At 52.2% G+C, this 14,964-nt stretch carries 10 protein-coding genes, 1 tRNA gene and 1 pseudogene; 7 read left to right on the plus strand and 5 right to left on the minus strand.

The window, feature by feature from the left end; genetic code table 11:
* Positions 1–3: 3 nt before the first annotated feature.
* A pseudogene (gene fdnG / locus JCM25146_RS16370) lies at positions 4–3,056 on the minus strand (formate dehydrogenase-N subunit alpha).
* 415 nt (positions 3,057–3,471) lie between these two features.
* The gene (locus tag JCM25146_RS01430) at positions 3,472–5,064 is read right to left on the minus strand and encodes a bifunctional aspartate transaminase/aspartate 4-decarboxylase (RefSeq protein ID WP_025825340.1); all 1,593 of its coding nucleotides are present in this window, start codon (positions 5,062–5,064) and stop codon (positions 3,472–3,474) included.
* A gap of 535 nt (positions 5,065–5,599) precedes the next feature.
* On the opposite strand from JCM25146_RS01430, the gene JCM25146_RS01435 reads away from it, so the two are divergent.
* Entirely contained in the window at positions 5,600–6,568 is a 969-nt protein-coding gene (locus JCM25146_RS01435; protein ID WP_051543854.1) for a hypothetical protein, read from the plus strand.
* A 67-nt stretch (positions 6,569–6,635) separates the two neighbouring features.
* On the opposite strand, the gene JCM25146_RS01440 is transcribed toward JCM25146_RS01435, so the two are convergent.
* The 3 genes from JCM25146_RS01440 to JCM25146_RS01450 form a co-directional block, all read right to left on the minus strand.
* Complete coding sequence (locus JCM25146_RS01440; protein ID WP_081774698.1) at positions 6,636–8,135, minus strand: globin-coupled sensor protein; 1,500 nt, start codon at positions 8,133–8,135, stop codon at positions 6,636–6,638.
* Between the two features lie 116 nt (positions 8,136–8,251).
* Positions 8,252–10,435 carry a sensor domain-containing protein gene (locus JCM25146_RS01445; RefSeq protein ID WP_035371670.1) on the minus strand — a complete coding sequence of 728 codons (2,184 nt, stop codon included), beginning with the start codon at positions 10,433–10,435 and terminating at the stop codon, positions 8,252–8,254.
* 765 nt (positions 10,436–11,200) lie between these two features.
* Positions 11,201–11,274: transfer RNA gene (locus JCM25146_RS01450), tRNA-Gln, on the minus strand.
* A gap of 193 nt (positions 11,275–11,467) precedes the next feature.
* Here JCM25146_RS01450 and JCM25146_RS25105 point away from each other — a divergent pair.
* From JCM25146_RS25105 to JCM25146_RS01475, 6 genes are all read left to right on the plus strand, one after another.
* The gene (locus tag JCM25146_RS25105; protein ID WP_242400827.1) at positions 11,468–11,776 is read left to right on the plus strand and encodes a hypothetical protein; all 309 of its coding nucleotides are present in this window, start codon (positions 11,468–11,470) and stop codon (positions 11,774–11,776) included.
* Complete coding sequence (locus JCM25146_RS16380; protein ID WP_242400832.1) at positions 11,761–12,597, plus strand: Ppx/GppA phosphatase family protein; 837 nt, start codon at positions 11,761–11,763, stop codon at positions 12,595–12,597. The genes JCM25146_RS25105 and JCM25146_RS16380 overlap by 16 nt, the downstream gene beginning before the upstream one ends.
* Entirely contained in the window at positions 12,594–13,379 is a 786-nt protein-coding gene (locus JCM25146_RS01460; RefSeq protein ID WP_025825346.1) for an RlmE family RNA methyltransferase, read from the plus strand. The genes JCM25146_RS16380 and JCM25146_RS01460 overlap by 4 nt, the downstream gene beginning before the upstream one ends.
* Positions 13,380–13,440: 61 nt before the next feature.
* Positions 13,441–13,677 carry a sulfurtransferase TusA family protein gene (locus tag JCM25146_RS01465; protein WP_025825347.1) on the plus strand — a complete coding sequence of 79 codons (237 nt, stop codon included), beginning with the start codon at positions 13,441–13,443 and terminating at the stop codon, positions 13,675–13,677.
* A gap of 83 nt (positions 13,678–13,760) precedes the next feature.
* Positions 13,761–14,015, plus strand: a complete 255-nt coding sequence (locus JCM25146_RS01470; protein ID WP_199897667.1) for an exodeoxyribonuclease VII small subunit — start codon at positions 13,761–13,763, stop codon at positions 14,013–14,015.
* Between the two features lies 1 nt (position 14,016).
* Entirely contained in the window at positions 14,017–14,952 is a 936-nt protein-coding gene (locus tag JCM25146_RS01475) for a polyprenyl synthetase family protein (RefSeq protein ID WP_025825350.1), read from the plus strand.
* The last annotated feature ends 12 nt before the right edge of the window (positions 14,953–14,964 follow it).

Consider the following 14,964-nt stretch of genomic DNA (forward strand, 5'->3'; position numbering starts at 1 on the left):
ACCTCAGACCTTTTCAACATTAACAAGAAAAGCTTTGAACTCCGGCGTCTGGGAGTTCGCATCCCCAATGCCGGGGGTCAGTGTGTTGGCCAGATAGCCTTTTCTGGCTGCCCCCTTAAAGCCCCAGTGGCATGGCACGCCAACCTGATCCAGATCCTTGCCCATGACACTCAGCCGTTTGAGCCTTTTGGTTACAACGGCCTTGGCCTCGATATACCCGCGGTGGGAGGAGACACGCACCATATCCCCCGCGTTAATGCCAAGCTTGCCTGCCAGCTTGTCGCCTATTTCCACAAACTGTTCGGGCTGCATGATCGCATTGATTCTGGAGTGCTTGGTCCAGTGCCGGAACAACTCTGTAATGGAATAGGTCGTGGCAACATAAGGGTATTCGGTCGGGTTACCCATTCGGGGTTTTTCATCCGCATAAAAGCGGGCGGCAGGGTTCCGGAGTGCTGTTTTGCCCAGAGCGGAGGACAGAACTGGTGTTTCAGTCGGCTCATAATGCTCGGGGAAAGGCCCATCGACCAGCTTATCGCCACCGGCAAAGAGCAGACCGACGCCTTCGCTGTGCATGATATAAGGGCCGACGCCGCTATTGGGTGGAGATGTAAGCGGGTAATCGGGTACATCCGCCCCACCCCAGCGTTCCCCATCCCAAGCGATAATCTGCCTTTTGGGGTCCCATGGGCGACCCTGCACGTCCAGCGAGGCACGGTTATACAGAATACGGCGGTTTGCGGGCCATGCCCATGCCCAGCCGGGTGTTGTGCCCAGACCTGTATCTGTATTGTCGCGTCTGGCCATTTGGTTGCCAGCCTGTGTCCACGAACCCGCAAAAATCCAGCAGAAGCTGGCAGTGCTGCCATCATCCTTCATGACCGCAAAATCGGGGAGCAGTTCGCCCCTGCGGACCACGACTTTACCCTTGTCATCCGTTATGTCCGCCAGAGCGTAGCCATTAGCTTCCTTGGCGACTTCCTCCGGGGTGGGGTCTTCCGGGGCCCGATAGTTCCACTGCATGTTCAGCACGGGCTCGGGGTATGCGCCGCCTTCCTTGGCGTACAAGGCACGGAGCTTGGTAAAGATGGTGCCAATAATATGTCCGTCATTCCAAGCGTCACCCGGCGGTTTTGCACCTTCAAAATGCCACTGCAACCAGCGGGCCGAGTTGACGATGGAGCCGTTTTCCTCTGCAAAGCAGGAGGCAGGCAAGCGGAAGACTTCTGTTTGAATATCTTCCGGTTTGACGTCGTTATAGGTGCCCTCATTTTGCCAGAAATTGGACGTTTCCGTATCCAGCGGGTCCATGGTGACCAGAAAGCGAAGCTTTGACAGGGATTCGCGTATACGGTTTTTGTCTGGCATGGCAGCAAGGGGGTTAAAGCCCTGCGCAATATAACCGTTGACCTTGCCTTGATGCATCATTTCAAAATACGCCAGCATATCGTAGCTGCGATCCCACTTTGGTAGCCAGTCGTATCCCCAGTTATTGGTGGGGGTTGCGTGTTCCCCCCAAAGGGTTTTCATCAGGCTGACAAAGAATTTGGGTGTATTGTGCCAGTAGTTGACCTGTCCAGGCTCATCCGCGTGGGGCACAACGGCCTGCATGTAGCTCTCCAGCGTTTGCTGGCTGTCCTTTGGGAGGTTCATGTACCCCGGCAGACGCAGCGACAGCAGACCAAGGTCGGTATAACCCTGAATGTTTGAGTGCCCGCGCAGAGCGTTGAGCCCACCGCCTGCCATACCAACATTACCCAAAAGGAGCTGGATCATGGCAGCAGTACGGATGATCTGTGTGCCGTTGGTATGGTGAGTCCAGCCCAGTGCGAACAGAATGGTGGATGTCAGGTCTGGTGCGCTGGTTGCGGCCAGAGTTTCGCAGACATGCAGGAAGTCTTTTTCGGGGGTGCCAGTAAGCTGGGCTACAACCTCTGGCGTGTAGCGCGCCGCATGCTGGCGCAACAGGTTAATAACGCAGCGCGGGTTCTGGAGTGTCGGGTCAACAACAGCATACCCCTGTGCATCACGCTCGTAAGCCCATGATGATTTATCGTAACTCCGCTTTTCTGCATCGTAGCCGCTGAAAAGCCCTTCGTGGAAGCTGAAGTCCTCACGCACGACAAAGGGCGCGTTGGTATAGGATCTGACGTATTCATGCTGGATTTGATCATGCGTGAGAAGGTAATTGATGACCCCCAGCAGAAAAGCGCCATCAGAACCAGCCCGAATGGGGGCATAAAAATCGGCTACGGCACACTGCGGTTAAATCGTGGATCCACGACCATAACCTTGGCACCATTGCGGATTTTGGCTTCCATAACCCATTTAAAACCGACCGGGTGTGCTTCAGCCGGGTTGCCGCCCATAATCAGTACAACGTTAGCGTTTTTAATATCCACCCAGTTATTGGTCATGGCCCCGCGGCCAAGGGTGGGTGCTAGAGCAGAAACCGTTGGCCCGTGGCACAGGCGCGCCTGACAGTCCAGCGCCAGCATACCCATGGAACGAGCGAATTTAAAGTCCAGCAGCCCGGTTTCATTGCTGGCGGCGGAGGACGCCAACATGCCGGTGCTGAGCCAGCGATTAACAGTTTCGCCCTTCTCGTTTTTTTCTATAAAATTCTTGTCGCGGTCGTCCTTGAGCAGACGGGCAATGCGGTCGGTTGCTTCTTCCCAACTGATTCGCGTCCATTCCTTGCTTCCCGGGGCGCGATAGGATGGGTAATGCAGGCGGCCATCGCTGTGAATGAAATCAACCAGCCCTGCGCCTTTTGGGCAAAGCGATCCGCGGCTGACTGGATGATCGGGGTCGCCCTCGATATGAAAAATGCTGGGCTTGGCGTTTTTTGCACCATCGCCCAGAGAATACATGAGCAGCCCGCAGCCCACGGAGCAGTAAGTGCAGTTGTTCCGCGTCTCTTTTGCGCGCAGCAATTTATACTGCCGTGTTTCCTGCGCAAAAGCTTTTGGGGGAGCAAAACCAAGGGCTATGGCGCTGGCTCCTCCAACGCATGTGCCAGCACCTTTTAAAAACTCCCTGCGCCCCAGAGCCATTTGAACCATCCCGGTTTTGTAAAGAAACAGTAATACGGATGTTGTATATATGCTGAGTGGATTTCAAGCATTGATCCGGATCACTTTTAAGCGTGCATGAAGAATACTTTAGAATTTTTTAGCACAATCATGTGGCGATGTTGCAGAAATGCATCCATAAATATTTTGGATCAGTAGATAACCTGTAACTATAAAAATTGTCTATATTTCAATATATATAGACAATTTGATGCGTAAGGCCGAATTATATTTAGTTTAAGATGTGGGGAGGCTTGGGTATGTGGGTGCCATTTAGTTTTTAGCGCACTCACCCCAGCTACATTAAAGCATATTTGGAAAGTATAGTGCGGAGCACATGGTGTGCTCCGCACTATATTTTTTAAAGATGATTGTACTCGTTTTGAGCGTGCAAGTTTTATGCTTCGGACTTGGTGAATTCCTGATAATATTCATCAGCCATTTTGCGCAGTGAGCGGCCAATGGCTGCATACTGATATTCGCTCAAATTGGCCAAGGATGCGCGCGCTGCCGGTTTTTGCACACCAAAGCCTTCGCCCGGCAGCAGAACAATGCCCGTTTCGTCTGCTATGCGGAACAGCATTTCGCCTGTGCTGGCGCGCTTGAGCATCCATTTTGCGAATTTTTTGCCATACAGGTCGCGGGCAACGCTCTCTAGGTCCAGCAGGGTGTAATAATCAACAGCGTTGGCATCTTCCTGGGGTTTAACACCCAGTTCACGGTAAAGCGTTGCTTCGCGGCGGCGAATAACGGCTTTGAGAGAGGCCTTGTAGTTCCCGGTCTCGTCCATCATGGCAAAAAGCGCAAAGAGCACCATCTGGACTTGTTGCGGAGTGGACAGGCCTGCCGTGTGGTTGAGCGCCACCGCACGGCTATCTGCGACCAGACGATCAATGAACTTGAGCGAGCTGGCATCTGTTGTCAGGCTGGAGTAGCGGCGGGCGAGTGCTTTTTGCGCGTTGCCGGGGAGTGCGCGGAGCAGCCCGTCAATAGCGTTGTCCTTGTGAACGCCGATAACCCCCAAGCGCCAGCCTGTTGCTCCGAAATATTTGGAGAAGGAGTAAACCAAAATGGTGTTGGCCGGACACACGGCGTAAAGCGAGCGGAAATCATCAGCAAAAGTGCCGTAAACATCGTCTGTCAGAATCATAAGGTCAGGACGATCGTTTTTGACAATGGAGGCAATCAGCTCCAGAGAAGTGTCATCCATCTTTACCGATGGAGGGTTGCTGGGATTGACGCAGAAGAAAATCTTGACTGCCGGGTCTTTCAGCTTTTCCAGTTCGCCAGCAGGATACTGCCAGTTTTTTTCTGGGTCGGCATGGATGGAAACCACTTCCAGCCCATATTCTTCCAGTTGTGGAATTTCAATGTAAGGCGAAAAAACAGGCAGGCCGATGGCAACCTTGTCCCCTTTTTTAACCAGTCCATTCTGTTTGAGCGTGTTGAAAATATAAGCCATGGCGGCAGTGCCGCCCTCGGTTGCAAAAAAGTCCGTGCTATCCACTGGCAGGGTGCTCCCCACCATCTCGCGCAGCACGTACTGTCCGGCAATCTGCTCGCTCATGCTTAGCATGCGTGGTGGGGTTGGATAATTACACCCCAGAATGCCCTCTACCATCTCATGCAAAAAAGCTGAGGCGGAAAGCCCCATCTGATCGCGAACGTAGCTGAGTGCACGGCCTAAAAAGAAGACACCGTTTTTATCGCGGTTATCGGATAAAAACCGCGCAAATCGTTCCTCTATCCCTTCCACGCGGGCCTGACCACCAACGCCTGCAGTCATGTATGAAAAAGACAACTCTGATTCTGCGACAGCGAACTGACCTAGATGGAAAAACGCAGAACGTGGAAGTGTTGCCAGAAAATTGGGGTTGCCACGTCCTGCATTAAGCATCGCGCGGTCGGTGTGGCTTGAAGCCAGGCGAATAAGTTCGTCTTTGAGTTCAAAGGGGCTGAGGTTTTTGAATTTTGCATAATCAATGGTCATTGTCGTCTCGCTTTGCTCACGGTTCAATAACAGAGGTGGATAAAGCAATCACCAACCTTTCCACGCAACGAAACCGGTCGTGAATCAGGATTTGAGGCATGCAGCAGGGATTGCTGGGACGGTATTGGCGTTGGGGAGAGTGGTACAAGCACGGACGCAGAGCTTGCGATGCTGGGTGATGCGGTTTGTGGTCCAGCATTTAAGCTGAGGGAATGGCGATGATCTGACATTGCGCATGGCCCCGCCCACATAAGAGTAAAATTTTAACAAAATGCATCGCTTCACATGCCGCTAACGCGTCACTTGATGTCAGATTGAAAGTGATTTTGTGCTAGATGCATGTAATGTCAAGAGAAACTTTTCATTCAATAAAATAAACGATCGCGCAATAGTTATGATTTCGTATTGTTACGATATAAATACAAATTATATTTTTGGATATATTTTAATAGTCTCGCTGGAAACTTTTATATCTGGATGCTATATGCCGTCCAAGCTGTGGAAGTGTGCCTACTGATGTGATGAAAAGAAGAAAATGATAAGAACAATAAAGCATCAATCCTCTTTTGCCGCAGTGGCTTTTCTTCTGGCGTTCTGCTCTGGAACAGCTGGTGCTGCTGATGGACAATGGTACACAGGGTCCTTGGTGTCCCCCTCAGGAGCGGAGGCGCATGCCGGGCTCGTGGGTATTGAGCCGTACTATAGTTACACACAACCGATTGGCTATTTTAGCGCGGATGGAAGTAGCCACCCACAGCACCCCCGGCAGCAGACGTTCAGCAATTCTACCATGTGGAAGTATGGCATTACCGAGCATCTGAGCATTCAGGCGCATACGGTTGTCAATTATGGATGGGAAAATGGACAGGGCCACTCCTCAGGTCCAAAATTTGGAGATTTTCCAGTCGATATGGTCTGGAGATTTATTGACCCTAATCCTAAAAAATATATTCCTGCATTCAATCTTTTTGCCGGGGTGTACTTCCCTACTGGCGACTATAATAAATTACAGAACAAGCAGGATAGTAATGGCACGGGAGCCTATGTTTTCCGCATGGCCATTACGGAGCAATCCACGTATGTGGTCAATGGCCACCATGCCTTGCGCTTACGGACATGGGGGTGGTTTCGTCACGCTCTGGCATCCACGCAACTGGAAGATGTTACCAGTTATGGGACAGGTGCTGGTTTCCATGGTCGTGGTCGGCCGGGCATGAGTGGGCAGACAGGTTTTTCCTTGGAATACGGGCTGAATCAGGCATGGGTGCTGGCTTTTGACCTGGCACGGGATTGGGCCAACGGCTCCCGTGTGTGGGGGTATGATGCACATGGCAAGCATGTTGACCGGATTGCCGCCAGTAGTGGGGATTGGCAGATTGCACCTGCAGTCGAATATAGCTGGACTTCTCGTATGGGTATTATTGTTGGTTCGGCCATTTATTATGCGGGACACAATACAGGTGTAAAAGTTTCGCCGCAGTTCGCAGTCAATATGGTCTATTGAGTTTACAAAAATAACAAAACGCCTCCCCGTAGAGGGAAGGCGCTTAAAATTCATGATGGCTGGCGGGTTATACGAGTGTAAACTCGTTCAGCAGTCCTTTAAGTTGCCGTGCCTGCTGCGCCATGCCAGAGCTTGCTGTCGATGTTTCTTCCACCATGGCGGCATTCTGGCGTGTTCCCTGATCAATGGTAGAAACCGCATTGTTAACTTCCTGCAAGGCTGTTGCCTGTTCGGACGCCGCTTGTGCAATAGCTTTCAGGTGGTCACCAATGTCTGCAACGCTGGAAATAATGGTGGTAATGGCATGCCCCGCCTCTTCCATAATGGAAACGCCCGACAGCACCTGACCGCGAGATGTCTCGACCAGCTCCTTGACTTCCTTGGAGGCGTTGCCAGCCCGGTTGGCAAGGTCACGAATTTCCTGCGCCAGCACGCGGAATCCACTTCCTGCTTCGCCCGCGCGGGCAGCTTCCACGCCCGTGTTCAAAGCAAGCAGGTTGGTCTGGATTGCAATGTTGGACATCACATTTGTAATTTTACTGATCGCTTCTGACGAACGTTCAATCTCCGACATCGCTGCGGTCGCACGATTGATCATAACGCCAAACTGCTCAGTAATGTTCTGGCAGTTGAAGACAAACGCGTTTGCTTCACTCACGCGGGCAGCGGTGGAGGTGACCGTTGCGGTAATCTGCTCAACTGCGGCAGCAGTTTTTTCAACTGAGACAGCCTGTTGTTCTGTTCTGTGCGCCAGATCCTGTGCTGCTGTGTTAATTTCACCCGCAGTAATATCAATTGTATCTGTTGTGTCGTTCACTATGCTCAGTGTTTCGCGCAGCGATTCAATGGCACCATTCAGGTTGTTACGTAGCGGAATGTAAGCCGACGGTAGCTCCTTCTCCATTTTCTGCGAGAGGTTGCGTTCAGCCACTTCGCCCAGGATCATGCCAAAGCTATCGGCCACAAAAGTCTGTTCTTTATGAATGACCTCATCTCGGGATTTCTGGCGGGCTTTTTCGGCCTCTTCCAGATATACGGAAATCGTCAGATCCATCTCAAGCATCACAGTAGTACAAAGGCTTGCAATGGCCTCACCCATTTCTTCAGTGGAAATAGTGGCTTTTTTTGCAAATAGCCCTGTCTTGGGAGCGAGATCGCTTACAATGCTACGGATGAGGTGGTCAATAACAATGGCATAACCACCAATGTACCAGCGTGGTTCTAGCCCGATCCGAGCGTGCACGCTGCCGATTGTGTGCACTTTTTCTGCGTAATTCTGGTCAAAATTAGCGGATGAAATATTTTTCCAATGTTCCTGCTGCGCGTGTTTTGCGTGCGCTATTTTTGCTTCACTGGAAAAAAAACTGCTAGTCTCCGGTGTTTTTCTGACCTGCTCGTAAAAAATGTCCAGTGCAACAGGCAACTCACGATCAATAATATCTTTGATCAGACGAATGGATGCGCAATTTTTATCCGTCAGCTTCATGAATTTGCGGCGATATTCCATATCCGCGAAATCCTGCGCACGATTTTGTGAGTGTCTAATTTCGGTAGAGATGCTATTCATAATCTCACTCCTTAATTTTGAGTCTGTTGTTATTACTTCGGTTTGAGAATGCCCTCTCAAACCGAAGTGGTTTTTTGCAACCAGCTCTGAATTCAGGACTAAATCCGCTGATTACGCTACGGTGTAAAAGTTGGCCTGGTCTGAACCCAGTGCAGCAGATCTCCCGGCGGCATGGGGCGGGCAAACAGATACCCCTGCATCACATCGCATCCCATCGTCCGCAGGCGCGCTTCTTGGAATGTGTCTTCCACACCTTCCGTTACAACATGAACGCCAAGTCGTTTGCCTATGTTGATGGCTGCTTCAGTCACGATAAGGGAGCTGACATCTTTTTCGAAGTTGATGATAAAGCTCCGGTCGATTTTAATTTCAGTCAACGGCAGGTGCGAAATGCGCGACAGGGAAGAAAAGCCCGTGCCAAAATCGTCAAGCGAGAGGCCGACACCAATTTCGCGCAGAGCCATGAGTGTGGACATGGTTTCGGTGTTCTGCTGCATCATTCCGCCCTCAGTAATTTCAATCGTCAGGCGATTGGCTGCGAGCTGATGGCGGGTGAGCATGTTGACAATCTGCTCGGTCAGGCTGGGATTGCTGAAGTGCGCGGCAGAAAGGTTAACGCTGACAATGGGAACATGCAGGCCCATTGCATCCCATTCAACAATCTGAGCGCATGCTCTTTCCAAGGACCACAGCCCGATGGCCTCGATCTGGGCAGTTTCTTCGGCAATAGGGATAAAACGTGAGGGGGGAATGGTGCCTAATGTGGGGTGGTGCCAGCGAGAAAGAGCTTCCACGCCGTAGAGAAGGTTATTTTTGATGCTGATCTGAGGCTGGTAGAAAAGTTCCAGCTCTGAATCCTGAATGGCCTTGCGTAGGGCTGAGCCAATAATCACCCGTGCCCTTACATCATCATTTGCAATGCTGCCGAGTAACCGGAAGCTTTTGCGGGCGGTTTTTTTTGCCTCCAGCATGGCCATTTCAGCCCGGTTCAGGATATGCTCAACTTCCATACCGTCATCAGGATACAGGCTGATCCCGATGCTTAAGGAAATAATGAGCTCCTGATTGTTAATGATCACGGGGTCGCGCATGGCAACTGTCAGGCTGTCGGCAAAAGCGTTTGCTATGTCATGGTCACCGTTGGGGATGATGACAACGAAGTCATCGCCTCCCAGTCGACCTGTTATAAAGTTGCTTCGGCACTGTGCAGTCAGGCGTTGCGCCATTGTCTGCAAAAGAGCATCGCCCTTGTCATAACCCATCAGGTTATTGATGTCTTGGAACAGGTCCACATCCAGCACGAGCAGGGCAAAGGGGGCATCCTTGGCCTGAAGCGTCATGTCCTTAAGGATTGTTGTAACCGCCGTGCGGTTAAGCAATCCTGTTAACGCATCATAACGGTCAAGGCGGCTTAACTGCTGGCGAGTTTTGCCACGTTCTATAATTGCTGCACATGAAGGAACGCAGCCGGCAACAATCTTCTGGGGCCAGTTGGTAATCTTGTCCCGGTTACGTGAGTAAAGGGCAAAAATACCAATAAGCTCCCCTGCCCCGTTGCAGATAGCAGATGCCCAGCAATCCAGAAATTCATTTTCTTGGGCATTGTCAGCATCAGCACTCCACACAATATCGCGTGCTTCTGTGGGGGATTGAGCCAGTGCCGTAATATCCGCATCCGTAAGCGTAATGCGCATAAGCATCGCTATTTTACGGCGTGACAGGCCCTCGCCTGAGAGAATTTCCAGATTATGCTCGGGGGTAACCAGCAAAAGAGCGGCAACACTGTTCGGAACAAGCTGCTCGGCCTCGCTGCAGAGCATGTCGGCAATATCCTGCTCAGGAGATTCGCCTGAAAGCTCATGGAAGACGCGGTTCTGAAGGTCCAGTATTTTTCTGCGATGACTATCTTCTGTAACACCTTTGAGGAAAGCCATATAATAGCGTTGTTTGTCTGGCCCGATGATCGCTGTGGAAATAGACATTTCCGCAGCGACATAATCTCCATTGGTGCGCGTAAAGACAACCTCGCGCGATGTGCCAACAATACGGTTCACGCCGGTATTTCTATTGTGGTTGATGTAGCCATCATGCTGTGCGCGCTGCTCTAATGGCACCAGACAGTTGACGTTCTTGCCAATAACGTCTGCCGCAGAACACCCCCATAACTGCTCGGCGGCGGTGTTGAAAAAGACAACGTGATTTAACGGGTCAATAATGACTACGCCATCGGCAGCCTGCTCAAGCATGTCAAAATACAAGGTGGTATCAATTGACGATGTTGAAGATTTGGATACGAGCATAATTCGGCCTTGAATACGCATAGGGCATGCTGTGGTGCTGATGACAGAGCAATATTTGTGAGATTACCGACTAACCTTTATTGCGACGACTGGTCCGCAAGCGAGGTCCTTGCGGTGGATGATGAAGGCCCAGAGCTGCTTGACGTAGTAACAACCCTGAATCTTGGAAATGCGGAACTATAAACTCACTATGGTTAGGTCAGAACTATAGACCACACCATACAAAGCCACTTAGGACGCATTATCCTTTACTTATTCAACGAGACACCAAAGAATAATTTTTAGATAATATCAAGTGTGTTGGGGGTTTGTTAACAGAATTTCACCCTTTGAGTCCTTGCCTGTAACGGCGAATGTCTCCGTGCACATGACCGTATGCTTGCTGCCGGATACTTGAATGGCATGCATATATTCATATGTTGTGCCAATAGCGCGCTAGGAGCTCACTTTTCGCACAAATGACACTCCGGCTTTCAAGCAAAAGAGCCATGTTTATAATTTTAATAAACCCTTAAGATTTTAGCAATTGGAAAATGTAATCTTAGTGACTCTGGAGGTGTGACCTATGGGTGAACCGGTTGATTTTTGGCAAAAAATCACCAACGCAATTCTTTTTTGGGGAGAGGTATATTGTTGGGCATGGTGTTGCCCTAGCCCAATCGACTCATTTGATGCATTGGGTATTACAGGTCTTCCGGGTCATCGTAAGTATGATACGATGGTGAATTTTTTTGCCTGCTGTATTTAAATTTTTATGGAAAATTGTGGCTGGGGGACCTGGATTCGAACCAGGGCTGACCGGGTCAGAGCCGGTAGTTCTACCGCTAAACTATCCCCCAGCAGGACGACGTTACGAAGTGTAAAACCTCACTTCCTTGCCGGTGACGCTCTACTAGCACTGTCATTCTGGGCTTGCAACCCCATCCAATAAAAGAATTTTGTTTTCGGTGCATATTTATCTTGTCCCCGGGCGCTGTGGTCCCCAAAATAAGTTAGAAACAGTGCAACTCCAGATATTAAAGGACCGGACAGATGGATCATCCTCTTCCTTGGGCCGGCCCTTCGGTCAATGGCCCTCCCCTCCTGCCCAATGGCGTTGGTGGCGATCCGGAGCTTTTTGGTGCGCTTGATCTTGGAACCAATAATTGCCGGTTGATGATTGCCGCTCAGACTGCTGGTGGCTTTCGGGTTGTAGATAGTTTTACCCGCACCGTGCGATTGGGAGAGGGGTTGCACCATACTGGCCGCCTGAGTGATGTGGCGATGAACCGTACGGTAGAAGCCTGCAGATATGTGCTGAGCGTCTGGCGCGGCGGCAGGTGGGGATGTTTCAGGCCGTAGCGACGGAAGCCTGCCGCCGCGCGATTAACGGGCGGGCATTTATAGAGCGCGCTCAGGCCGCGACCGGTTTTGAAATTCACATTATATCCGGGCGGGAGGAAGCCAGTCTGGCTGTGGAAAGCTGCGCGAACCTCATCCACAATAACCGCTTCGGTCTGCCGCGGGCGAGAGCCTTGCTTTTTGATATTGGCGGCGGCTCTACGGAAATTGCATGGATACGCACGGAGGCGGCGCAGCAGACGGAATCCCTGATCGGTTATTTGAGTCTTCCGGTTGGTGTCATCACACTGTCGGAGCAGTTTGGGCCGATGGAGACAATGACCCCTGCCCGCTACCGAGCAATGGTTGAGCATACGCGCGCTTATTTGCATGAGTTTGAAAGTGTGCATCGGATACGCTCGGAAATTCGGCGCAATCAGGTCAGGCTCATTGGTACAAGTGGCACGGTGACAACCCTTGCCAGCCTTATTTTAAATTTGCCCCGCTATGCCCGTGCCGCTGTGGACGGTTCTCTTTTGCCCGCGGGCAGTGCACGCCTTGCCATGCGCAAATTGCAGGATATGGGGTTGAGTAATATTGAGGCTCATCCCTGCATAGGCCCTGAGCGCGCGCCGTTTGTTTTGCCGGGCTGCGCGATTTTTGAAGCAATTCATGATATATGGCCGATGCAGGATATTATTGTGGCGGATCGTGGGCTACGAGACGGCATGATCCTTCGTATGTTACGTAAAACATCCCCCATGTTCCGGCGCACTGCGCGTGCGCCACATGCTCGTCACGTTCTTTCCACTTCGAGTTTAATGCAGGCATCAGGTTTATGAGCGACAAAAAAACCCGCCCCACTGGTCCGTCTTCCACATTGCGTGTGCCGGGGCGGGCACGCAAGAGCAGCGTGACCCCTGGTGCCCGGCTGGCAAAAGATGACTCCGATGCACCGCAGCGGGTGCGCACGCAAACTGTCACCCTGCGCACCGCACGTGGCCGTACGACTGCCCAGCAGAAGTGGCTGGCCCGTCAGTTGAATGACCCCTATGTGCAGGCTGCACACAAGCAGGGCTGGCGGTCGCGGGCGGCATTCAAGCTGATTGAGCTTGATGACAAATTCAGGCTCATTCGGCCGGGCATGCGGGTGGTCGATCTTGGTGCCGCACCCGGCGGCTGGACTCAGGTGCTTGTCAAGCGCGGTGCGGCAAAGGTCGTCGGCGTTGACCTGCTGCCCGTTGATCCTGTGCCGGGAGCAGAAATTATACAGGGAGATTTTACGGATCCGGATATGGCTGGCACGCTGACAGGCATGCTCGGTGGCAAGGCGGATCTGGTTGTCTCGGACATGGCACCCAACACAACTGGGCATGGCCCCACGGACCATATCCGTATCATCGGTCTGACTGAGGAAGCACTACATTTTGCTTTCGAAATTCTGGCCGAAGGTGGTGGGTTTATTGCCAAGGTTTTTCAGGGTGGATCAGAAAAAGCCATGCTGGATACATTAAAGCAGGCGTTTTCGCTTGTGCGTCATGCAAAGCCCCCGGCCAGTCGCAAGGATTCGTCGGAGCTTTACGTGGTGGCAACCGGGTTCCGGCCCCAAAGGTTAACGGCCTGAGCCATGTGCTTTGGGGGTATATTCATTCCCCATATGACTGCCGGATAAAATGGAAGCGTTCATGAGTGATACAGTTCTGGATGTGCGTGGGCTTAGTTGCCCTTTGCCTGTTCTGAAAGCCAATCGGGCACTTCGGAGCCTGCCCTCAGGGGCACGTTTGCGGGTGTTGGCTACGGACCGCGCATCTGTGTCTGATTTTCAGGTTTTCTGTAGGGAAACAGGGCACGCTCTGGTCTCTTTTGCGGATGAAAACGGCATTTTCTCGTTCACGATCAAGCGGCGTTCGCAGGACGTCTGATTTCGTTCCTGAGGTAAATTCGACCTGCCATTCGCATGCAAGACTTGGCAGATGGTCCCTTCTCGCGCTATGGGCTGCCCTTCATGAAGGATAGGGACGCCCGCACAATGCCGGACAACATCACTTCGCTGTCTTTTGAGGAAGCGCTCGCCGAACTGGAAAAGATCGTGCGCGGCTTGGAAGGCGGCCAGATGAAGCTGGAAGATGCCATTAAGGCATATGAGCGCGGCGCGGCCCTGCGGCAGCATTGCGAGGCCAAGCTGAATGAGGCTGAAGCGCGCGTGCAGGCTATCGTTCAACGGTCCGACGGGTCGTTGGACATGAAACCGATGGACTGAGATGTCGATGACAGAGCCGACACAAACTACGATCATCCGCGCAACTGATGCTGCGCTCCTCAAGCAGGACATGGGCGCGCGCGCGAGCGTGATTGAAAGCGCGATTGATGCTCTGCTTCCCCCTACAAAGGGAGGGGATGCAAGGCTTATGGACGCCATGCGTTATGCCACTCTGGGGGGAGGCAAGCGCCTGCGTGGCTATCTGGCTGTTACAACAGCCAGTCTGTTTGGTGTGCCAGACAGCCAGTCCGCTCGGGTGGCTGCATCGGTGGAAATGCTGCATGCCTATTCCTTGGTGCATGATGACCTGCCCGCCATGGACGATGATGACATGCGTCGTGGCCAGCCTTCCACACATCGCAAATTTGACGAGGCAACCGCCATTCTGGCCGGAGATGCCCTGCAAACCAAAGCATTTGAAATTCTGGCCGATACCCGCACGCACGCCAGTGCGGAAGTGCGCATTGATCTGATCCAGTGCTTTGCAGAAGCGTCGGGTGCTGCTGGTATGGTCGGTGGTCAGATGATTGATATGGAGGGGGAAGGTCGCGCCCTCCCTCTTGATGAAGTTCGCCACCTGCATGCCCTTAAAACCGGCTGCCTGATCCGCTATTCGGCGGAAGCCGGGGCCATTCTTGGTCAGGCAACGCCTGATCTGCGTAAGCGGCTGAGAGCGTTTGGTGCCAATATTGGTGCCGCATTCCAGATCGCGGATGACGTGCTGGATGCAACAGCTACAGCGGAAGAGCTGGGCAAAACTGCAGGTAAGGATGAGGCGTCAGGCAAATCCACCTTTGTGGCTCTTCTTGGTATCGATGGTGCGCGGGCTGAGGCAGCCCGCGTAACGGAAGCTGCAATTGCCGAACTGGCACCGTTTGGGGCGCAGGCCGACCGGCTGCGCGATCTCGCCTACTACGTGATCGAACGGAGAAACTGAGATCATGGCCGA

The sequence above is a fragment of the Acetobacter okinawensis JCM 25146 genome, from assembly GCF_000613865.1.
Lineage (GTDB): Bacteria > Pseudomonadota > Alphaproteobacteria > Acetobacterales > Acetobacteraceae > Acetobacter > Acetobacter okinawensis.

Coding starts and splice junctions, on each gene's coding strand:
- JCM25146_RS01430 (WP_025825340.1), bottom strand. CDS start 5,064: ATGACCATTGATTATGCAAAATTCAAAAACCTCAGCCCCTTTGAACTC.
- JCM25146_RS01435 (WP_051543854.1), top strand. CDS start 5,600: ATGATAAGAACAATAAAGCATCAATCCTCTTTTGCCGCAGTGGCTTTT.
- JCM25146_RS01440 (WP_081774698.1), bottom strand. CDS start 8,135: ATGAATAGCATCTCTACCGAAATTAGACACTCACAAAATCGTGCGCAG.
- JCM25146_RS01445 (WP_035371670.1), bottom strand. CDS start 10,435: ATGCTCGTATCCAAATCTTCAACATCGTCAATTGATACCACCTTGTAT.
- JCM25146_RS25105 (WP_242400827.1), top strand. CDS start 11,468: ATGGATCATCCTCTTCCTTGGGCCGGCCCTTCGGTCAATGGCCCTCCC.
- JCM25146_RS16380 (WP_242400832.1), top strand. CDS start 11,761: ATGTTTCAGGCCGTAGCGACGGAAGCCTGCCGCCGCGCGATTAACGGG.
- JCM25146_RS01460 (WP_025825346.1), top strand. CDS start 12,594: ATGAGCGACAAAAAAACCCGCCCCACTGGTCCGTCTTCCACATTGCGT.
- JCM25146_RS01465 (WP_025825347.1), top strand. CDS start 13,441: ATGAGTGATACAGTTCTGGATGTGCGTGGGCTTAGTTGCCCTTTGCCT.
- JCM25146_RS01470 (WP_199897667.1), top strand. CDS start 13,761: ATGAAGGATAGGGACGCCCGCACAATGCCGGACAACATCACTTCGCTG.
- JCM25146_RS01475 (WP_025825350.1), top strand. CDS start 14,017: ATGTCGATGACAGAGCCGACACAAACTACGATCATCCGCGCAACTGAT.